Below are 22,243 nucleotides of genomic sequence, written 5' to 3' on the forward strand. Positions count from 1 at the left end.
GCTTGGCGATATATCAGCTATAAAATTGATATCAGCAGTGCGTGATGTATCGATATTACTTTTCACTGACTGTATTATTATTTTTACTAATTACAGGGGTAATGGAACACAAAAAAAGGCTGAGCAAGTGCTCAGCCTTTTTATCAAACCACATTTTTAGCTGTGTGATTTAATCAGTCTTTTAAAACCTTTACCATGGCATTGGCCACGTAATCAATGTTGTTGACGTTTAAGCCTGCCACACACATACGTGAGTTAGATACCATGTAGATACCAAATTCGGTTTGTAATTGTTCGATTTGCTCAACTGTCAATCCGGTAAAGCTAAACATACCGTTTTGACGAGTAATATAATCAAAACTACGCTCAGGAAGTTTAGACTCTAATACCGACTTGAGCTTTAAGCGCATGGCTTTTATACGGTCGCGCATGCCATAAACCTCACTAACCCACTGCTGGTATAGTGCGTCATCATTCATGACGATATCGACCACACGTCCGCCATGCGATGGGGGACTGGTATAAATACGGCGAACGATGAAATTTAACTGACCAAAGACGCGTTCGGTTTCCTCTACGGTAGGGCAAACGACGGACAGACCGCCGACACGCTCTCCATACAGAGACAAGTTTTTCGAGTAGGAATTGCTCACGAATAATATGAGATCCATATCAACCGCTTTACGGATAGCATAAGCATCACTGTCCATATCCTCGCCAAACCCTTGGTAGGCAATGTCCATAAAGGGAATCAACTCACGCTGTTTTATCACCTCTAAAACTGTATCCCATTGCGCTTTGGTCAAATCCATACCTGTTGGATTATGGCAGCAAGGGTGCAACAACACGATATCTTGCTTATTTAAAGTTTCAAAAAAACCGATCATCTCATCGAATTTGATGCTACTGCTGGCTTTATCGTAGTAAGGATAAGTGCCAACTTCTACATCGCAGCCTTCAAAAATAGCGATATGGTTGCTCCATGTCGGGTCGCTGACATAGCACTTTGACTGCGGGAACCATTGATGAATAAACTCAGCGCCAACTTTTAACGCACCTGAGCCACCGAGGGTCGCTATCGTAGCCACACGACCATCAGTTAACACTTGAGCGTTTTTACCAAACAGTAAGTTTTGGCAAGCGCTACGATGACCAGGCAATCCTGCCATTGGCAAATAGGGACGCGCAGAAATAGGGTCAGCAATGCGCTCTTCGGCTGTTTTTACACAGTCCAATACGGGCAGTACCCCTTCTTCGTCGTAGTAAATACCGATGCCCAAATTGACTTTATTGGGATTGGGATCAGCAGAAAACTTGTCCATAAGCCCTAGGATAGGGTCACCAGCATAATATTCTACACTTCTAAACATTCTGTATCCTTACAAAAAATATGAGTCGCGAAGCCAAAAAGCATAAATCAAATGGATAATTAACTCAACGTAAGATTTAGTCACATTGACTGACGACAAGCCAAATAATATATAAAACGCTTAAAAAACACCAACATGCCCTATTTATTTTTTAACTATATTTATGGTTTCCGTCAAGGATTGAATAAACTTGGCTTACGTACTATGAAAATTAAGTGCTATGAAAATCAAGTACCGTGCAAACTAAGTATTATGCAAACCATCAAAATGATCGTTAAAATACGTTTGTAAGAATTTCTTGAAAGCAATAGTGGCAGGGGATAGCGCGCGTGAGGAGCGTTGATAAATAAAGAACTGTCGCATCTTAACAGGCTGGGACAAAGGTCGCATTTGCAAGCCGTTGGCACTGACCCAGTCGATAACCTCAGGCATATAGGGCAAACATAGAGTAATGCCAAATCCTTGACGGGTCATCTCAAGGGCGGTAGACATAAAATTCACTTTATATCGTGCCTGCTGGATATGGCTGGCGATCTGATCGTCCAGTTCTGCTGTCACTTGTTCAATGAAAGGACCTTGCAGCGTGATGAGCGGAATGTCTAATAAATCCTGCCACGTTATCTCACGTTTTTGTGCCAGCGCATGGCTGTCAGGCATGACCACACAAAATGGCAGCTGATATAACAAATCAGCGTTGACATCGTCATCAGTCTCCATAAAACCAAGCTCAGTACCGACACCCAAATCGACTTCGATGTCTTGAATATGCCTAAGTAAGTTTTCTGCTGAACAGTCCAATAACGACACGCCAATCTCGGGGTGTTGTTTGGAAAACTGAGCGATAACTGCTGGCATGGATGAGGCTGCGAACTGCGAAACGGCTAGCCGTACTTGACCTTGCGCCAAGCTGGTCAAACTACTCGCCTCATTTTCGAACAGCTGCATTTCATTCAAAATACGCCGTGCTTGCGGCAACAAATGCCGTCCAACTACCGACAAAGACAGCTGACGGGTAGTACGGTCAAATAACACAATACCGAGGCCAGATTCTAATTCTTTAATCAATCCACTAACAGCAGATTGGGTCAAATGCATTTGATCGCTGGCACGAGTAAAGCTACCGTTGTCAGCGACTTGGATAAAAGCGGTGAGTTGGCGAATGCTGATATTCATAAGTAAACCTGATAAATAAATCATAAAAAACAATTAGTCTTATAAATAAACCTAATCTAATATAAATGCATCGTCAATAAGAATTATTGATTGAGAGTGCTTTCTCATGATTAAGAGTGCTTTCTCATATTGTTTTTATGATTTTTAGACCACCAATTGAAATTAAGGATGATTACAATGGCAGATTTATTTGAAAATCCAATGGGCTTAAATGGGTTTGATTTTGTCGAATTCGCCTCACCTAAACCGGATGCTGTCGAGGCATTGTTTAAACAGCTTGGCTTTGCACACGTGGCCAATCATCGCTCAAAGGACGTTGCGCTATACCGTCAAGGTGACATCAACCTTATCCTAAATCGTGAGCCAAAAAGCCAAGCCAGTTACTTCGTTGAAGAGCATGGCGCGGGTGCTTGTAGCATGGGTTTTCGGGTACAAGATTCCAAACAAGCTTACGAGCGTGCGATCGAGATGGGCGCGCAGCCAGTAGACGTACCAACGGGTGTGATGGAGCTGCGCCTTCCTGCTATCAAAGGTATTGGCGGTTCATTGATTTATCTGATTGACCGTTATAAAGATGGTGAATCTATCTATGACGTCGACTTTGAATTTTTTGCTGATGTAGACAGAAACCCTATCGGACATGGCTTTAAAGTCATCGATCATTTAACCCATAACGTTTACCGTGGTCGCATGGCCTATTGGGCAAACTTTTATGAGCGTGTCTTTAACTTCCGCGAAATTCGATTTTTTGACATCAAAGGTGAATACACTGGGCTAACCAGTAAAGCCATGACAGCGCCTGACGGTAAAATTCGTATCCCGCTAAATGAAGAAGCCAAGCAGGGCGGTGGTCAAATCGAAGAGTATTTGATGCATTTCAATGGTGAAGGTATTCAGCATATCGCTTTGGCTAGCGATGACTTGTTTGCCAGTATCGATAAGCTAAAAGCAGCTGGTATTCCACTAATGACCGCACCAAATGATACTTATTACCAAATGCTGGGCGAGCGTCTACCGGGTCATGGCGAGACTGTGTCTGAGCTACAGATGCGCGGTATTTTGCTCGACGGTACGACTGAGGGTTCTGTCCCACGTCTGCTGTTACAGATTTTCTCTGAAACTATCTTGGGTAGCCCAGTGTTTTTTGAATTTATCCAACGTAAAGGCGATTACGAAGATGGTTTTGGCGAAGGCAACTTTAAAGCCTTGTTTGAATCTATCGAGCGTGACCAAGTGCGTCGCGGCGCGGTTGGTCAGCCACAGACTGAAACGCCATAATTTACGCTACATTTAGAAAAGCTCATAAAAAAACGGGCAGGATGAAAGTAATTTGTCTTGCCCATAATGAGCTCTGCACTTTGTAATGTCGTGAAGCCAATGTGATGGTTCAATCATAATTGAAAGCGACTAACAACATTTAAAGCGCTAACTGCAATAAAAGGAACACAGGCATGGAACGCCTATCACATATAGATTCTCTTAATACTACCATCGGTGCCAATAGTGTCGCTTCTAAAACACCAAACAATGATGCTGCTAGCCACGATGACTCTACGAATAAAAAGAGTGATTCTACTCCCAAAAAACAACCTTACGTGTCGCATCAGCCAGACAGTCATGGTCATATTCACTATAGTGACGATGAAAATGGCATGTGGCAATCGTTACTTGAGCGGCAAGCCGAGCAAACACCCAATCGTGCCTGCCCAGCCTATCTAGACGGTTTGAAAAAGCTGGATTTGCCCGCCACCCGTATTCCACAGTTGCATGATATCGATGAGGTACTGCAAGCAACCACTGGTTGGCAAACTGCTGCTGTTCCTGCATTAATAAGCTTTGGCAAGTTTTTCAAATTGCTTGCCAATAAATCCTTTCCCGTTGCAACTTTTATCCGTCGATTTGATGATATGGATTATATCGAAGAGCCTGATATTTTCCACGAAATCGTTGGACATTGTCCGCTCCTGACACATCCTGCGTTTGCGACTTTTAATGAGACTTATGGCAAGCTGGGTCTCAATGCCAGCAAAGAAGAGAGATGGTTTTTAGCACGGCTTTATTGGTTTACCATCGAGTTTGGTTTGGTTGGACAAAATCAAGATAACCGTCGAATCTATGGCGGTGGCATCTTAAGCTCACCATCTGAGACCATTTATGCACTCAATGCTAGTTCTGAGCAGCAAGCAGAACCTCAGTCTCAATATAAACCCCAGCTCCAACCAGAACATCGAGCGTTTGACTTGCTTGATGTACTTCGTACTCCTTATCGTATTGACCATATTCAACCGATTTACTATGTCATTGATGATTTGGATACGTTATTCGATATCGTTAATAGCGACATCATGGCAATGGTCAAACAAGCCATGTCACTGGGATTGTTTGAGCCCGCTTATGCGACAAAAAATGCTTAGGGCGTGTCTTCAATTCACTCGATAGTCATCTAAATGGGCTAAAAATGGCTAAATCTTGCCAAACATCGTCAAATAGCTGGTTAATATCCCGATATTATCTGCACTATTTTTCTTGTTTGACGGCAATTTATCTCATTTTTATCACCATTTTTGAAATGAAGACACGCCCTAATGCATGGTTGGGAAGCACAGCATTATTTGAATCATGCAGCAATAAGAACAGCGTCAACACGGACGTATGTTTACTAAAAAAACAACGATCAACATAAAAGGAAATTATAATGACGACATTATCACAAGCCAGCTGTGAAGCCTGCCGTATTGGTGCACCAACAGTTGAGGCTGCTGAGGCAAGCGAGCTATTACAGCAAATTCCAGATTGGTCATTGATTGACGTCGATGGTATCAAACAATTGCAACGCCAATATAAATTTAAAAACTTCGTCAAGGCGATGGCGTTTGCCAATCAATTGGCAGAAATCGCTGAAGCAGAAGGGCATCATCCTGGCATCTTGGTAGAGTGGGGCAAAGCCACTGTAACGTGGTGGTCGCATAGTATTAAAGGGTTGCATCGCAATGACTTTGTCATGGCTGCAAAGACCGATAGCCTATTTGGTAAGTGATGAGGGTAGCAATAAGCATTGCAACTCATTAAACTTGCCACACTCAAAGCCAACCTCTATGCCAGATATAGCTGGCAAGCTAAGGACGTGTGATGCCGCCAAAGATATTAACCCAAATTTCGCCTCAACTTGCTTTTATGATTTCTGCCATTGTCATCGCCATCATGGGTGTCACCATGATTGGCTTTGGCTGGGTACCACATTTATCATTGATTCTCGCTATCTGTGTCTTGCTAGGCATTGGTCTGTTTAAAGGGCTAAGCTTTGATGATATGCAGTCGCAAATGGCATCAGGTGTTATGCGTGGTATCGGTGCCATTTATCTGTTTTTCTTTATCGGTTTAATGGTCGCCGCCTTGATGATGTCTGGTGCCATTCCAACGCTGATGTATTTTGGCTTTCAGCTGATTTCTCCTGAGTATTACTATATCTCTGCCTTTGTGCTGACTTCTATTATCGGTATTGCTTTGGGCAGTAGTTTGACCACTGCCGCGACATTGGGCGTGGCTTTTATTGGGATGAGTAATGCGTTTGATGCCAACGTGGCGATTGCGGCGGGTGCTGTGGTATCAGGCGCGTTTTTCGGTGATAAAATGTCGCCATTATCGGACACCTGTACCATTGCTTCATCGGTGGTAGGTATTGATTTGTTTGAGCATATTCGCAATATGATGTACACCACGGTACCAGCGTGGATACTGACGGTCATTATTTTTTGGTTTTTCTCAGGTCAGACTGCTGGCTCTGATTTGAGTCAGGTGACTATCTTGCAAGGGCAGTTGATTGAAAGTGGACTGGTACAAGGCTATGCGGTATTGCCTTTTGTCGTGCTGGTTGGATTGGCTATCTTTCGCGTCAATGCTATCTATACGATTATCTGTACCATTGTGGCAGCATTGATTATTACTTATTTGCACAGCTCACCGAGCTTTGGACAATTAGGTGGTTATCTATTTGCAGGCTATGCGCCCGCTGAATCATTAGAGCTGGGTGAAGTAGGGGGCATGCTATCGCGCGGCGGTGTGCAGAGTATGTTCTTTACCCAAGCGATTGTGATATTGGCACTCAGTCTTGGTGGACTACTAACGGCATTGGGTATTTTGCCAGCATTGTTATTAGGGATCAAAGACACATTAACCACATCAGGACGCGCCATATTTGCCGCTGCCATGTCTGCTCTAAGCATCAACGTACTGATTGGTGAGCAGTATTTAAGTATCTTACTATCAGGTACTGCCTTTCGTCCGACGTTCGAGCGTTTGAATTTACATCCTAAGAATCTGTCTCGTACGATTGAAGATGCCGGTACGGTTATTAATCCGTTAGTGCCTTGGAGTGTGTGCGGTGTGTTTATCAGCCAAGCGTTAGGCGTGCCCGTGCTTGATTATCTGCCTTATGCATTCTTCTGTTATTTGTCCCTACTGTTGACGATATTATTCGGCTTTACAGGGGTGACTATCAGTCGAATAGAGAAGCAATAAATCAAGAAAAAGATAATGATGTCAGATTCTATTTTTATGAGCTGACTGCTTATGACTATCTCGACATTACATCATAACTATCATTGATAACACGCCTCAAATATAGCCTCGTAGTGCAAGCTCACGAGGCTTTTTGCTAAGTTTTGGGCTGGTATAGTCAGTGAAAAGTAATATCGATATATCAGCAGTATCGTAGCGTTTCTGGGGTATTTTGACTATATATCGTGTTTGAGTGCAATGATGAATAACTCATAAAATCGCTGTGTTAGTGACAGCAATATGCATACAAAGGGTTAACTTCTTGTCGTATTTTATATTTTTCGTCTATGAGGACACGCCCTAGAGTGAGTCTGCAATTTTAGAGCTTGGTTATGTTATCGAGGTTCGATAGTTTTGCTATGGTTAATGTGGTAAATTGCTTGGGCAGCTAAAATAATAAAAGCGAATTATTTATATCAGTAAACAGCCATAGGTTAAGCAACTAAAATCATAACTTTACTATGTTACTCACTCATTGGTACTCACTCATTTAATAAGAAGGTTGAAGATGACACTAGATAATAACGTACTACGTAAACGCACCAGCTTGTTGGGTTCATTGCTTGGCGATGCCATCTCTCGCCAATCTGGTGAGCAGACGCTAGATACGATTGAGACGCTGCGTAAAGGTTTTATTCAGCAGCGCCGTGAGCCTAATGAAGCCCATAAACAGCAGCTCATTGACTTTATTGCTTCTTTGGACAATCAAACCTTAAAAAACGTCATACGCGGGTTTTCTATCTATTTTTTCTTAGCCAATTTAAGCGAAGAAAATTACTTGCGAGAGCAACGTCACGCGCAGCGCATGCAGTCTGAGCACAGCTGGGAAGGCTCGTTTCGTCGTACATTGCTTGAGTGTCGTGAGCGTAATATCGAGCCCGCTCAAATGCAGGAGCTGATTGATCAGCTAAAGTTTACGCCTGTATTCACCGCGCATCCTACTGAAGCTCGTCGCCGTACCACGATGAACATCTTACAAAGTCTATTCACGCATAGCGATGCCTTAAACAATTTGACCGAAAACAGTTTTGCTTACGAGCAGGCCAAAGAGCAAACGGCGCAAACGATTGACTTGTTATGGTCATCTGATGAAGTGCGAACGCGTAAGCCGTTGGTATATGATGAGATCAATAATGGCTTACATTATTTTAACGCCAGCTTGTTTAATGCCATCCCAAAGGTATATCGTAATATCAAAAAAGCCATTGTTGATATCTATCCAGAGCTGACAGACTATCCGTTACCTGCATTTATGAGCTTCGGTTCGTGGATCGGCGGCGATAGAGATGGCAATCCTTTCGTGACTTTTGAGACCACAGAGCTTGCCGTCTTAATGCATGCGGATACTGTGTTGCGTCACTACCAAGTGCTACTAAAAAAACTGCGTCGCCAGCTCATCCATAGTGATACGACTGTCACCGTTTCACCTGACGTATATGCCAAAATCACCAGTTACGGTGAGCTTGATCAACGGGTGTTTGATTATAATCTCGATGACTATGGCAATGAGCCTTATCGTCGATTGCTCTCTGTCATCCTTACTAAAGTCAAAGCGACCAATCGCCGCATTCAGAGCAAAGGCACTGATGTTGAGGCCGAAAAGGATGCTTATCGCAATCCAGAAGAGTTATTAGAAGATTTACGCATTATCCGTCATAGTGTGAATACACACGATACGGCACATGCAGACGGGTTATTGCTCGATATGATTCGTTTGGTCAAAACCTGTGGCTTTCATTTAGCAGCGCTCGATATCCGTCAAGAGTCCTCGTACCATAGCGAGGTTATTGCTGATATTTTTGCCAGTGCCTCGAACCTACCAGATTATCAAGCGCTAAGCGAAACCGAACGTCAAGAGTGGCTGACACGCTTACTAGAAAAACCCGGCACGCCACTTATCTATACCGATAACTTGACAGACAAAACACGTGAGCAATTGTCACTGATGAATTCAGTCGCAATGTTAAGAAAACTTGTTGGCGCTGACACCTTTGGCAGTTATGTGATCTCGATGACCAACAACGCCAGTCAGCTATTAGAAGTATTGCTATTAATGCGGTTTGCAGGCCTATGCAGGCTTGATGATGAAGGTCAATTGTCTGCTGACTTACCAGTGGCACCGTTGTTTGAAACCATCGAAGATCTCAAAAATATCGATAAAATCTTGCCTGCCGTGTTAGACAATCCACTGTATCGCGGGTTGCTGAAACACTCAGATAACACTCAAGAAATCATGTTAGGTTATTCAGACTCATCGAAAGATGGCGGCATCATCACCTCGGCGTGGCAGCTTTATAGCGCACAGCAAACTATCAATAGCATTGCTGAAAAATATGGCATCAAAACCCGCTTATTCCATGGTCGTGGCGGTTCAGTGAGCCGTGGTGGTGGGTCAACGCACAAAGCCATTGCTGCGCAACCAGCGGGCACACTGCATGGTCAGATTAAAGTGACTGAGCAAGGTGAAGTTCTCTACGCTAAGTATGCCAATACCGATACCGCAGTATTTGAGCTGACCATGGCGATCACGGGCACACTCAAAGCCTGCTCCTCAAGGTTCGTGGTGCAACCCACTGAGCTGCCAAATTATGAAGACTTGTTTGCACGCTTAGCAGACGCGGGCGAGCAACGTTATCGTGAGCTGACCGATCATACTGAAGGGTTTTATAAATTCTACTCGCAGGTAACCCCAGTACAAGAAATCTCTTTATTAAATATTGGCTCACGCCCAGCCCATCGTAAAAAAGGCCTGCCAAGTAAGACGACTTTGCGAGCCATTCCTTGGGTTTTCGGTTGGTCATTAGCACGCTTTACTTTACCTGCTTGGTATGGCGTAGGTAGTGCGCTGCATAGTGTCAAAGCTGACGAAGCACTAATGAAAGAGATGAATAAACACTGGCCATTTTTCAGCGTATTTATCAGTAATATCGAAATGGCTTTTACCAAAGCCAATATGAATATTGCACAGGCCTATAGCCAACTATGTGATGATGAACCGTTACGTGAACAGATTATGACAGCAGTCACCGATGAATACACGCTGACCAATTCAGGCTTAAACTCTCTGCTTGAGCAAGACTCTTTGTTATCCAATCAACAAAACCTTGCGGCATCCCTGCAATGGCGAGACGCTTATCTAGACCCTATTAACTATATACAGATTGAGCTGTTAAAGCGTGCCAGACAACAAGATACGATGGAATATGCTGATCATGATGATATCAACGTAGAAGACCCATTAATCCGTAGTATCAATGCACTGGCAGCGGGCTTACGCAATACCGGTTAGCGCTGCTAAGCATTGATTCAGTTTAGGGTCTGTTGCGTTGATCTATGTAAAAAGCCCCTCAAACTTTATAGTTTGAGGGGCTTTTGATGTTTTAAGATATTATCTTCTTCGATGTCACGTCTAGGGCGTGTCCTTATTTTAAGATGAGAATATGCCCTAGTAGTAGCCGTGGTATTTTTATGGCTATTAATGCGTGCCACGAATCGGGTAGTCATTTCCTCGAATATAAGACAACCCACTGGCAAGCGATTCAAGCTCAGGTCGAGCAAAAGGCGCGTTAGAGATGTCAATAATGTGGATATCTTCTTTGGCATTGATAACGAATACACCAGGCTCTGCAAAAGGATGATCGGTCTCTTTTTCTGAGCGTGGATCAGAGATATAAAGCCCTAGCGTGTTCATCTGCTCAACTGTCAAGCCGTAAGCGATCGGGAAGTTGATGTCTAATTCTTCTAGATGGGTTTCTAACTGCTGCTTACTATCAGCTGATACGGCAATGATATCGACACCAGCGTCGGCAAATGACGTTTTGACCGTTTCTAACTGGTTAAGATATTTAGTACAAATCGGGCAGTGCTTGCCTCGATAAACAACCACTAATTTCCAATCGTGACCATTTTCAGGCTTACCCAACGATTGCATTTCGCCATCTCGCATCTGTACCTGTAGATCAGGGAATTGAGAACCGGCACGAAGTTTTTGAGAGTCATTTGATTGCATGTTTTTATCCTTTGAATTTTTATAATAATGTGAATAACGAAAGCTAAAAGATTCGATTATTAAATCAAGCTTCTTATAGTCAGTCAATTATGATTTGTTTAGTGTTTATGAACGAGCTTTACATAAACCCCACCTAACACTCCATTGGAGGCTAGTTGACCTTACTTTAACTGGACTTGAGCAATCATTCAAGTTAAAATTGAATAATTACTCAAACGATACGATATAGCCATACTGACTTCATATAGGAGTCATGGCTTTGAGAAATTGGAAAATATTATGTCACGTACCACGCTATATAATCGTCAAGAAGCCTTAGAACGCGCTATACAGCTGTTCTGGCAAAAAGGCTTTCATGCCACCTCTCTAAAAGATATCGAACAAGTCCTCGATATGCGCCCGGGTAGTATTTATGCTGCATTTGGCAATAAGAATGGCCTGTTTCAAGAAGCGCTAGAGCATTACGCCCATGCCGCACTGATGGAGCTTGAACGCGTACTAGCTAGCCATGAGTCACCTTTATTAGGTTTGGCGGCTTATATGCGCCAACTGGGTGGTATCCGCGACCAAAAAATACCAAGTCGGGCCTGTATGTTGGTCAAAAGCTTACTGGAGCTTGGGGCTCGAGAGCAGTCAGCATTAGATAAAGTCGAAAAATTACTGGCGGGCTTGGAGACACGCTTTACGGAATGTTTCGTTGAAGCGCAGCGGCTGGGTGAGATTGATAGTGAGCTTGATGCGGTTAGGCTAGGACGTCGTTTGCAGGCAGAAGTCATGGGACTGCGTGCCTTTGCTCAGCGTGATGTCGATAGTGCTGCGGTGCATGCGCTGGCGGAAGACATGGCATCTTCTATAGAAGAGATGCGCAATGACTCGTTTGCTAGCTGAGTATGGTTGCTAGGCTAAAAATCAATCAGCATTGTCCATTCATTTTATAAATGGATAGAACCTAAAAAGGGCTACTCGAAGTTTAAAGCTTCAAGTAGCCCTTTTATTTTAAATGAGGGCACGCCCTAGTAGCTACGCTTTAAAAAAGACTTTAGCCCTAACGAGAAATACCAATTAATCTGGCAGTTCTGCTAGTTGCTGTAAGATATTTTTGAAGTTCTCAACGCCTTGTGCGCCACTCACCAAATGCTTTTGATTAAAGATAACAGAGGGTACGCTTTGAATGCCTTGCTGACGCCACTGCTGCTGGGATTGACGTATGTCTTCAGCAAAGCGTTGATCTGTTAGCACCGCTAAGGCTTCGCTACGATCTAAGCCAATCTCCGCTGCAATATCTGCCAGCACTTCTGTGTCAGCGATATTTCTAGCGTTGGTAAAGTGAGCGGCAAATAGGGCTTGCTTTAAATCATGCATTCGACCTTGTTGATTAGCCCAATGCAATAACTGATGCAAATCAAAGGTATTATAAGTGCGAGTTTCTTCAGTGAAATTAAACTCAAAACCCACTTCTGCACCAGCCTTAGTCATCATTGCGCGGCTAGCATCAGACTCTTCCTTGCTTGAGCCGTACTTCTTAGCGATATGCTCACGCAAGTTCTGGCCTTCAGGTGGGGTGTCAGGATTCAGATCAAATGGATGCCAATGAATTTCATGGGCGGTGTTCGTTTGCTTGAGTGCTTCAGCCAATTGTCGATAACCGATGACACACCAAGGGCAAACCACGTCCGATACGATATCTATTCGTAATGGTTTTTCTGAATTATTCATAGTGATTCCTTATCTTTTTAGTTTTTAATTAACCAGCTTCGTGCCATGCATATGTTTGAAAGATACTATCTATTGGCATGTTAGCCAAATAGTTGGTGTATTTTCCGTGACTTTTTGGGCGGCAACAAAGACCGCTTCTAAAATTTGACGCTTAATGAATACGGTATTAAAGAACGCTTGTACTGCCTCGTCATTGACGTTACCACGATCACTAACGACTGATAAAGCATATCATTTACTTTTAAGTGAATTATCTTTGAATGGCATCGCTAACAATCCCCATAGCGAGGCGTTTTGTTTGGGTGATGGATATTCTTTTAGCCCAATATCGAGCTCATTATCCGGCTTCTGAGCGTCGCTCTTGTAGCTACCAAAGATTTTATCCCACCAAATAACGCTAAACCCATAGTTTGAATTGGTTTCAGACACGCGTTGGCTATGATGGATACGATGTAAAATTTGCGTCATTAATATTAAACGCGCAGGCTTTTCAATGGCAGGTGGCAGACGAATATTGGCATGATTAAACATCGCCAAGCCATTTAAGACGATTTCAAATATTAATATGGCTACGGCAGGCACACCCAACGCACTGACGACGAAGAGTTTGACCAAGATACTTAAGACTATTTCAATAGGATGAAACCTGAGCCCTGTGCTGGTATCTACGTGAGCATCAGCGTGATGGACTTTATGCAAGCGCCATAGAATGGGCACTCGGTGGAACAATCGATGCTGCCAATAAATAATGATGTCGAGCACGAGCAAGCTCAATATGATAGACACTAAAATGGATAAATCGAGCATATTGAACAAGCCAATTCCGTGCTGCTGATTATACAGCGCAACCGCCGTTAGACCTATTGGTACGGCCAAACGCGCCACAATTGATGATGCTAGCACCAAGCCAAAGTTAGCCAACCAGCGCTTGTTGCTTTTGATCGGAGCTTTACGTGCTGGCATGCGCCATTCAATCAGCATCATGATCATTAATATGCTGAAAAAGAAGCCCAGTCGCCACCATATCTCATTCGTCATTGGCTACCTCTTTACTTATTCTGTTTATATGCTGTTTGAATGGCTGTCTGCTTCTAGACGTTTGAGGGTTTGGTAACCGCCATATATACGGGTAAAAATAGTAACAGCGCAGGCAGCCGCAAAAACACTGGCCAGTAAGACAAACTGCTGTGGCCAAATACAAAAGGCGACAAACAATGCGATGGTTTCAGTGCCTTCTGTGAGACCATTCAAATAATAAAAGCTTTTGTATTTAAACTGCGGCTTGTCTAATGCAAATTTTTCAGCAGCAATGGCAAACGCTAAAAAGCTAGAGCCAGTACCAATAAAGGCGGCGAGTAATAATGCCCCTGCAATAGCGTTTTGTTCAGGATTTGCCAAGATAAAGCCAAGCGGCACGGCAGCATAAAATAAAAAATCGAGGGTAATGTCTAAGTAGCCTCCTGCGCTTGAGCTTTGATTGGCATGACGTGCGAGTGCGCCATCTAAGCCATCAAAAATACGATTCAGAGCAATAGCGATAAGTGCGCCAAACCAGAGCTGATTAGCCAGTAGTGGTAAAGCTAGCATGCCGATAATAAAACCGACCACTGTCAATTGATCAGCAGTAACGCCGCGCTTATGTAACATGATGACTATGGGCGTTAATATAGGCTTGATAACGGGTGTAATAAACTTATCTAGCATGCAATTACCTTTTTATATTACCGCTAAAAACTAAAGTTAATAACTAAGATTAATGACCAAGATTAATGACTTTACCTTCTGCTGCTTCAGCGTCACTATGATCATGGGTGACCATGATAGCCGGAAGTTTATGGGTACGGATTTGATTGAATACTAACTGTTGGGTCTCGGCTCTAAGCTGGGTGTCGAGCTTGCTAAAAGGTTCATCGAGTAGGATAGCTTTTGGCTCACTCAATAGAGTGCGTAGTAGGGCAACACGTGCTTGCTGACCGCCAGACAGATTGTCAGGATGGCGATTGCTCATACCTGCTAAACCCACTTGCTCAAGGGCGTGTTCTATTTTTTCGAGGCGCTGTCTTTTATCACGCTGCTTATTGTCTTTGGGCATCGCAAAGGCAATATTACCTGCGACTGATAAATGCGAAAACAGTAGCGCATCTTGATAGAGCACGCCGATATGACGTAAGTGCGTCGGTAGATGGCTCACGTTTTGCTCATTTAACCAAACCTCACCAGTCGCGGTAAAGCCGTGTGGTAATGTGCCTGTCAGCCAGTTTAATAAGCTTGATTTACCACTGCCAGATGGGCCCATAATGGTGAGTATCTCACCGCCTGCAATCTGCTCATCTAAGCTCAGTAATAGCGCGTCTTTCCGATACAATTGTAAGTTTTTTATCTGTAAAGATGATGGCATCAAAAACCCTTTATCTGCATTTTTATAGTGAGTTGTTGTTCAAAACCAGCGTTTTTTGAAACTGTTTTTATTCAAAATAAACCATTTTAACGACTGCTATTTCTACCACTTTTAAAGAAATATTTTGGCAGTACCCACGCCAATATAAAGCCAATCAATGGTAAGACCATTTGAATGATGGCATACACCGCACTGGTGCGCCTACTGGCACCATTGGCGAGAGTCACAGCTTCTGTGGTGATAGTGGCGATACGTCCGCCGCCTGCTAATAACGTCGGTAAGTATTGTCCAAAGCTAATCGCTAAACCAAGCGCAATAGCAATTAAAAGAGGCGCAAACAGCTGCGGTAGTTTGACCTGCAAAAATACTTTGGCTGGCGTCGCGCCAAGACTGGCTGCCACATGAGCAAAACGAGGGTCTAGACGTCGATAGCTGCTAGCAAGCGATAAAAACACATAGGGCAGTACAAACAATAAATGCGTAAACGCCACATTAAAAAATGCCGTTTGATTATTGACCAATTGTTGCAACCATACCAAGCCAAATAAAAAGGCAATGCTGGGTACTAACAGCGGCAAATAGATGATTAAACTGGTAAATTTTGAAAGAGGCTTGCTACTTAGTTGTTCGGCTTCTAAGCATAATAAAGCAAGGACGATAGCAAATAAGGTACTTACTATACCGATCGTAAGGGTGTTAAATAGTGGCGTGCCCATTTGCATAAAGGCGCTTTGAAAATGTAATAACACAAACTGCTCGGGCAATACGGCTGGAAAGCGCCAAAAGCCTGCCACTGACCACATGAACAGACCCATGAGTGCCAGTAATATAAAACCAATGACCACAGTGGTCAAAACTGCGGTCATTTTTTGCATTAAGGCATCGGCATAGTTGCGCTTGCCATTAATCAATGACTGATTACAGCAAATTTTTATGGCTCTTTCAGCAGCAAGCCACAAGCCGATTAATCCGCCCGTCAAAGCCAGTTGCAATAACGCGCCTGCCGAAGCCCGTATACGTAGGTTTAGATCAACATCATTAAACCATTGCATAATCGTGACCGCGAGTGTGGGCGGTGTGTTTGGACCCAATATCAATGGCATCTCAACACTGGCACTGGCATAGGCAAGGACGGCTAAAATAGGCAGACGTAATACGGGGTAGAGGATAGGGAGGACGGCTTTAAAAAAAGCAGTGATGGGGTAATAGCCGAGATTGAGCGCGACTCTATATTGCTGATGCAGCTTTTTACCCAGCTCTGGTTGTGCCAATGCACCTAATGCCATTAATAATAAAAACGGCAGCTCTTTTAAGGTTAAACCCAAAATGATACTAATGCCATAAGGGTCATGTGGAAACATACCATCCGGTGACAATTCCCAACCGCTTAACCACGGTGAAATGAGCCGTGAAAACATGCCAGAAGGCGCAATTAAAAACCCCACCGCAATGGCTGCCGCTGCATGAGGAATAACCAAAATTGGACTCAGCAAACGCTCAATACGAGTGAGCCAAATGCTATTAAAAAACGCTGCCAATATCATCAAGGTCATGACGAAAGCGAGTAGCGTGCTTAGTAGTCCAGTAGCGATGCTTAGCGCAGCCATTTGAGTAAGACCAGGCGTCTGCCAAAGATCGTTAAAGCCTTGTAGGCTAAAAGTCGTTTGCTCAAGTGCAGGCAGCCAACTAAACGCAGGCAGCAGTACGCTGACCAAACCACCGAGCACCGGCAATATCAGCAGTAGCAGCAAAAATTTTGGACTAAAAGATACGATACGCGTAAAGAGGTCTGTCTTATAAGATGCAGGCATTCTAGCGCTTGCATCAGTGGTTTTATCGTTAGAAACGTCACTCATGGGCTGACCCCATAACGTGTCTGCCAGCCTTGCATAATGGCATCAACCCAGCTTGGATGTGGTTCACTGACAGTGCGTTTGATGCTATCAAAGGGCAGGGCGCTAGGGTGTGGCTGGTTGTTCTTAAATAAAGCTTGTTGTTCAGGGTCGAGTGTAGACTGGACGAGTACCGTTTTATCACCCCATATAGAAGGCGTTTGTTTTTTGGCCTGTGCTTCTGGGCTCATCAAGAAATTTGCGACTAACTGCGCCGCTTGTGGATGGCTGGCATTATAAGGAATGGCCACAAAATGTGTGTTACTTAAGCTGCCATCACTCATTGCGTAGCTACGAATACTCTCGGGTAAATCATAACGCTGTACGGCCGCTGGCACTTCAGGTGCAGAAAAAGTAAAGGCCAAGCTCAGCTCGGTATCATCGACTAAGCGCCGCATCTGCGCGCCCGTTTGTACAAATTGCTCGCCTTTGCGCCATAGTGTTGGATGCAAGTCATCCAAAAATGTCCATAGCGGATCTAATACCAGATCGGTATTTTGCTCAGTGGCTGGCAGGTTGAGCTGTGCCTTGGTATTTTCACCTGTTTGAGCATCATGTTGTTCGTGCAGCATGACTAAGGCATATTTTAAAAAGCTCATTCCTAAAAAGTCTGGTGGCTTTGGGTAGCTAAAACGTCCAGGATTTTGTGCTGTCCAATTGACCAGCTCATTCAGAGTCATTGGTGGCTTATCAGTCGATAAACGGTCGTAGTAGAAAGTCAGCGAGGCTTGTCCCCATGGTGCTTCCATGCCATTGGTGGGTACACCAAAATCAAAGTTCACCGTAGGGTTGTTTTCTGGATCAGTAAGGGCAAAGTTAGGTAACTTATTCGCCCATTGCTTGAGCAATAATGAGTTTTCACTCATGGTGGCAAAGTTCGCGCCATTAATCCAGATGAGATCCACGCTGCCTTCATCATTGTTATTGGCTGATTTTTCCGCCAGCACGCGACTGACCGCTTCACTGGTGTCGCTTAATTTCACATGGACTAAATTGATATTATATTTATCATCTACTTGCTCGGCTGCCCACTGTAGATAGGCGTTGATCTGTGGGTCGCCGCCCCACGCATAGAAATAGACTTCTTGGTTTTTGCCGGTTTCTTGCACCTGTTGCCAGTGCGACAGACTCTTATCATCTGATACATTGGTAGTAGAAGCGGTACTGGCAGAAATACCCATACAAATGCCAAGCGCCATAGCATAGATGCTATAGCGGCTTAGGTTTTTTAAGGTTGATGAGGCTTGCAAGGACTTGATAACGTGCATTTGAGTTTCCGTTATGATGATATATTCTCAGCACAGTTGATAAAAACCCAACTAACCTCGACGCCATGTATGGTACTTTTCAAGCAAGTTTAATACTTTTTCAGGCGCATGATTGCGTTTCCATTCACCAGCCGCGTATTTATTGCCTTCCGCCCATGTCGGGTACATGTGAATGGTGCCGAGTATTTTATTCAGCCCTAAACCATGCTTCATGGCCAGTATAAACTCAGGCATTATATCACCAGCATGCTCAGCGACGATGGTCACGCCAAGTATTTTGTCTTTGCCTTTAGGTGTAATGATTTTGATAAAGCCGACATTGGCGCTTTCAGTCACCGCACGATCTAAGTCTTTAAAGTCGTAGCGGGTGATCTCAAAATCGATGCCTTTTTCGATGGCCTCTTGCTCATTTAAGCCAACACGTGCGACTTCTGGATCGATAAAGGTTGTCCACGGAATCACGCGATAATCGACTTTGAATTTCTTTAGATGTCCAAACAAACCGTTTACTGCGGCGAACCATGCCTGATGGGAAGCCACATGGGTAAATTGATAAGGGCCGACGACATCACCTGCGGCGTAGATATTAGGATAAAGAGTTTCTAGGTAGTCATCGGTATTGATAGTACGTTCCGTTTCGATGCCCAACGCTTCTAAGCCATAGCCTTCGAGGCGGGCACTACGCCCAACGGCACAAAGCAACTCATCATATTCAATAGCGATCTCTTGCTTATTTTGACTGTATTGCTTGTCTGTATGGTTGTCTAACTGCTCAATGATAATGAATTTTTTACCATCGCGAGTCTCACAGCGAATCGCTTGATGCGAGGTTAAGACATTCACGCCACTTTCGACGAGCACTTGCTGCGCAAATTCTGAAACTTCCACGTCTTCTTTTTTCATCAGACGCGCGCCTCTTTCGATTTGGGTTACATTGGAACCCAAGCGGGCAAAGGCTTGTGCGAGCTCAGAGCCGATAGGCCCGCCGCCAAGTACGACGAGCTTTTTCGGTGCTTCTTCCAATTCAGTAAACTTATTCCATAGCGTATCGCTCGTCACATAACCGGTCTCTTCCAGACCTGGCAAGTCTGGGATAAATGGACGGGCACCAGTGGCGACAACAATCGAACGTGCGGTGAGTCGCTGCGTGCCGCCATCGTTTAGCGCAATTTCTACCGTCCATGGGTCGATAAATTTAGCATAACCTTTTAACACTTCGACACCCAATTCCGTATAACGCTCGACGCTGTCATTTGGCGCGATGTCAGCGATAACTTTATGGATGCGTGTCATGACATTTTTGAATGAAAATTCTGGTTGAATATTATTGAGACCATAGCGTTCGCCATTGCGCATTTGCTCTGCAACTTTCGCGCTTTTGATAAGGGCTTTACTGGGTACGCAGCCGTAGTTTAAGCAGTCGCCGCCCATCTCACCCGCTTCAATCAGCGTGACTTTTGCTTTGACAGTGGCCGCGATATAACTGGTGACTAGACCGCCAGCACCCGCACCAATGACAATCATATTGCGATCGAATTTCTTTGGTTTGGTGTAATTTTTGTAGACGCGGCGTTTTTTTATCGTATTTAAGATGCCTTTAGCTATCAACGGGAAAAATCCTAGTAGCGCGAACGAGGCAATCAAATTGAAAGATAAGATGCCTGACAAGCTCTCGATTTGTGCCAACTGCGTACCTGCATTGACATAGACGAAAGTACCAGCGAGCATACCTACTTGGCTGACCCAATAGAAGGTCCTTGCCTTAATCGCGGTGACACCCATCAATAGATTGATTAAGAAAAATGGGAATATTGGAACGAGGCGTAAGGTAAATAGATAAAAGGCCCCTTCTTTTTTTACGCCTGCGTCAATAGAGTCGAGACGCTCGGGGAAACGCTGCTTGATAGAATCGCGCAGTAAATAGCGTGAGGTCAAAAAGGCCAGTGTGGCACCAATACTTGAGGCAAACGAGGCGACCAATAAGCCTTGAACCAAGCCAAACAACGCCCCAGCTGCCAAAGTCATAATGGCAGCGCCAGGTAAAGATAATGCCGTGACTAATATATAGACTAAAAAGAAGCCACCAATAACCAACCATGGTGACTGCGCTTTATATTGGTCGAATTGATCCATCGAGCCTTTTAAACCCTCAAGTGTTAATAATTGGTTGAGGTCAAAGTAAAAAAAGCCAATGACTAACATCAATACGGCTAATATTAAAACTATTTTCTTAATCATGGATTATCCAGCTAAATAATAATGCAAAGGGGTGTGTGAGTGATAAAATCTAAAAAAGTCTTATATACAAACACATAGCGATGTCATCAGTCCTACTATAATCTACTTTTTCGTTGTTCGTAGCGATATATTCGTTTTTAGTAAACTATAATGATATTCAGACTGATTATCAACTTTCTTAGGATAAAGTCGGTGACGTCTTTTTGCCTAAGCTTAAAGTATCCCAATCTCTCATCAAAAATAAGGCGATACATGCTGCCAACATCGGCCATGCAGCAAAGAACAATAGATTGTCGAAAGGAGTGAGATAGAGACCGAAAGTGGCAAAAGTAGAAACCGCGTGTAGCAATAAGACAATGCCGTATGTCCATTTTTTAAATAAACCCATTACGAACGAGAAGATCAGTATGATTTGTAAGCTACCAATAACGTATACGATACTGGTGCCTAAGCCTTCTAATGCATAAAATTTAGAAAACACATTGGCGGTGTGGTCAGGATTGACAAATTTGTCGAGCGTCCAAAATAAGAAGACAATAAAAATACCTATTCGAAGCAACAGTAAAGACAAAGGGAGATGTTTTGGCATAAGTTATTTCTTTTTAATAAAGTTTGAAAGCGAGTTCAAAATAGGGTGGGTTAAAGTGAGGTTTTTACGCCTGTTATTAGAAGGTTTTTATGTGACAGACATGAGTAAGAAGTGTTTGCTTTATGTTGAGTGATTGCTCAATTATAGCTGTAAGATGTTACAAAATAATGCAAGGGCATATTGTGACGATTTTGGAATACGGCCATTGAAGATAGTGGCGCGTTATCGAAGACTATTTCTAAAGATCATTTGCAAAACGTTTGCGTACTTGTCGTAAGTAAATACTGGGGGCGATGCGCCATAAGATACTACCAAAGCGTGAGACAGGTTCGGGCAATATCCAGCGTTTGTGCTGGGTCAAGCTTTTATCAATACGCTCAACCATCCACTCAGCACTGCGAATATTGCCGATGACTGAGCGTGGATGGTTGGCAGTATTACCATCATGACCGAGCGCATGACTTTCGATAGGCGTGTCTAAGAAGCTCGGATACACCATCAATATATGAATACCGTCAGCTTCTAATTCTAAGCGCAGTACTTCAAAGAACTGGGTCAGTGCACTTTTAGCAGCGCAATAAGCGGCGCGTCCAGGAACTGGCATCCAGCCTGCCATTGAGCCGATGCAAACAATTTGACCACGAGACTCTCGCAGTAAAGGTAGTGCCGCCATCGTTAGCTCTACTGCGCCTTGCCAATCTACAGCCATCACCTTGCGGAATACTGCTGGGTCAGTCTGATGCGCTGGTGAGCGGTGAGTGATGCCAGCATTATTTACCAGTAGGTCAAGCCGTCCAAAGCGCTCATATAGCTGATTAATGAGTGAAGCAATATCATCAGCTTGGGTGATATCGGTGACGACCATCATGATTCTGTCCGTATCAGTAAACTCAGTTGCTCGTGCATTTAAAGCCTGTGCATCTATATCGATGAGCACTAAGCGATGACCAGCATTATACCAATGGCGAGCCATCGCTAAGCCCAGTCCCGATGCGGCGCCAGTTATCAAAGTAACGGTCATAATAAGCTCCTT

At 43.9% G+C, this 22,243-nt stretch carries 18 protein-coding genes; 6 read left to right on the forward strand and 12 right to left on the reverse strand.

Translation table 11 applies throughout. The features are described from left to right. Nucleotides 1-173: 173 nt before the first annotated feature. Both JMY08_RS00645 and JMY08_RS00650 read right to left on the reverse strand, forming a co-directional pair. Nucleotides 174-1,370 carry an aromatic amino acid transaminase gene (locus tag JMY08_RS00645; RefSeq protein ID WP_201588476.1) on the reverse strand — a complete coding sequence of 399 codons (1,197 nt, stop codon included), beginning with the start codon at nt 1,368-1,370 and terminating at the stop codon, nt 174-176. Between the two features lie 243 nt (nt 1,371-1,613). Next, entirely contained in the window at nt 1,614-2,543 is a 930-nt protein-coding gene (locus tag JMY08_RS00650; RefSeq protein WP_201588478.1) for a LysR family transcriptional regulator, read from the reverse strand. Between the two features lie 177 nt (nt 2,544-2,720). Between JMY08_RS00650 and hppD the strand changes: the two genes are divergently transcribed. From hppD to ppc, 5 genes are all read left to right on the forward strand, one after another. After that, a complete protein-coding gene (gene hppD / locus JMY08_RS00655) occupies nt 2,721-3,821 on the forward strand; it encodes a 4-hydroxyphenylpyruvate dioxygenase (protein ID WP_194619718.1) in 1,101 nt (366 codons plus the stop codon). A 173-nt stretch (nt 3,822-3,994) separates the two neighbouring features. Then, complete coding sequence (gene phhA / locus JMY08_RS00660; RefSeq protein WP_227679549.1) at nt 3,995-4,957, forward strand: phenylalanine 4-monooxygenase; 963 nt, start codon at nt 3,995-3,997, stop codon at nt 4,955-4,957. A gap of 281 nt (nt 4,958-5,238) precedes the next feature. Beyond that, nucleotides 5,239-5,580, forward strand: coding sequence for a 4a-hydroxytetrahydrobiopterin dehydratase (locus tag JMY08_RS00665; RefSeq protein ID WP_201588480.1), 342 nt, complete (start codon nt 5,239-5,241; stop codon nt 5,578-5,580). 92 nt (nt 5,581-5,672) lie between these two features. Continuing rightward, complete coding sequence (locus tag JMY08_RS00670) at nt 5,673-7,061, forward strand: Na+/H+ antiporter NhaC family protein (protein WP_201588482.1); 1,389 nt, start codon at nt 5,673-5,675, stop codon at nt 7,059-7,061. 547 nt (nt 7,062-7,608) lie between these two features. Further along, a complete protein-coding gene (gene ppc, locus JMY08_RS00675) occupies nt 7,609-10,389 on the forward strand; it encodes a phosphoenolpyruvate carboxylase (protein ID WP_201588484.1) in 2,781 nt (926 codons plus the stop codon). A 186-nt stretch (nt 10,390-10,575) separates the two neighbouring features. Here ppc and JMY08_RS00680 read toward each other — a convergent pair whose 3' ends face one another. Next, the gene (locus JMY08_RS00680; RefSeq protein ID WP_201588488.1) at nt 10,576-11,109 is read right to left on the reverse strand and encodes a peroxiredoxin-like family protein; all 534 of its coding nucleotides are present in this window, start codon (nt 11,107-11,109) and stop codon (nt 10,576-10,578) included. A gap of 279 nt (nt 11,110-11,388) precedes the next feature. On the opposite strand from JMY08_RS00680, the gene JMY08_RS00685 reads away from it, so the two are divergent. Then, entirely contained in the window at nt 11,389-11,997 is a 609-nt protein-coding gene (locus JMY08_RS00685; RefSeq protein WP_194619714.1) for a TetR/AcrR family transcriptional regulator, read from the forward strand. 174 nt (nt 11,998-12,171) lie between these two features. On the opposite strand, the gene JMY08_RS00690 is transcribed toward JMY08_RS00685, so the two are convergent. From JMY08_RS00690 to JMY08_RS00730, 9 genes are all read right to left on the reverse strand, one after another. Beyond that, a complete protein-coding gene (locus tag JMY08_RS00690; RefSeq protein WP_194619712.1) occupies nt 12,172-12,825 on the reverse strand; it encodes a DsbA family oxidoreductase in 654 nt (217 codons plus the stop codon). Between the two features lie 231 nt (nt 12,826-13,056). Next, nucleotides 13,057-13,863, reverse strand: a complete 807-nt coding sequence (locus JMY08_RS00695) for a sterol desaturase family protein (protein WP_201588489.1) — start codon at nt 13,861-13,863, stop codon at nt 13,057-13,059. A 24-nt stretch (nt 13,864-13,887) separates the two neighbouring features. Next, nucleotides 13,888-14,529 carry a CDP-alcohol phosphatidyltransferase family protein gene (locus JMY08_RS00700; RefSeq protein WP_194619708.1) on the reverse strand — a complete coding sequence of 214 codons (642 nt, stop codon included), beginning with the start codon at nt 14,527-14,529 and terminating at the stop codon, nt 13,888-13,890. 49 nt (nt 14,530-14,578) lie between these two features. Further along, the gene (locus JMY08_RS00705) at nt 14,579-15,223 is read right to left on the reverse strand and encodes an ATP-binding cassette domain-containing protein (RefSeq protein WP_201588497.1); all 645 of its coding nucleotides are present in this window, start codon (nt 15,221-15,223) and stop codon (nt 14,579-14,581) included. 86 nt (nt 15,224-15,309) lie between these two features. Further along, nucleotides 15,310-17,079: an ABC transporter permease gene (locus JMY08_RS00710; RefSeq protein WP_201588499.1), complete on the reverse strand. Its 1,770-nt coding sequence runs from the start codon at nt 17,077-17,079 to the stop codon at nt 15,310-15,312. Continuing rightward, nucleotides 17,076-18,383 (reverse strand): ABC transporter substrate-binding protein, encoded by a 1,308-nt coding sequence (locus tag JMY08_RS00715; RefSeq protein ID WP_201588501.1) that lies wholly within the window; start codon nt 18,381-18,383, stop codon nt 17,076-17,078. The genes JMY08_RS00710 and JMY08_RS00715 overlap by 4 nt, the downstream gene beginning before the upstream one ends. A gap of 51 nt (nt 18,384-18,434) precedes the next feature. Beyond that, a complete protein-coding gene (locus tag JMY08_RS00720; protein WP_201588503.1) occupies nt 18,435-20,621 on the reverse strand; it encodes an FAD-dependent oxidoreductase in 2,187 nt (728 codons plus the stop codon). A 178-nt stretch (nt 20,622-20,799) separates the two neighbouring features. Next, a complete protein-coding gene (locus JMY08_RS00725) occupies nt 20,800-21,210 on the reverse strand; it encodes a hypothetical protein (protein WP_201588505.1) in 411 nt (136 codons plus the stop codon). 238 nt (nt 21,211-21,448) lie between these two features. Then, on the reverse strand, nt 21,449-22,231 hold the full coding sequence (locus tag JMY08_RS00730) for an SDR family oxidoreductase (protein ID WP_201588507.1): 783 nt from the start codon (nt 22,229-22,231) through the stop codon (nt 21,449-21,451). Nucleotides 22,232-22,243: the final 12 nt, after the last annotated feature.

It is taken from the genome of Psychrobacter sp. Pi2-51 (assembly GCF_904846665.1).
GTDB classification, from domain to species: domain Bacteria; phylum Pseudomonadota; class Gammaproteobacteria; order Pseudomonadales; family Moraxellaceae; genus Psychrobacter; species Psychrobacter glaciei.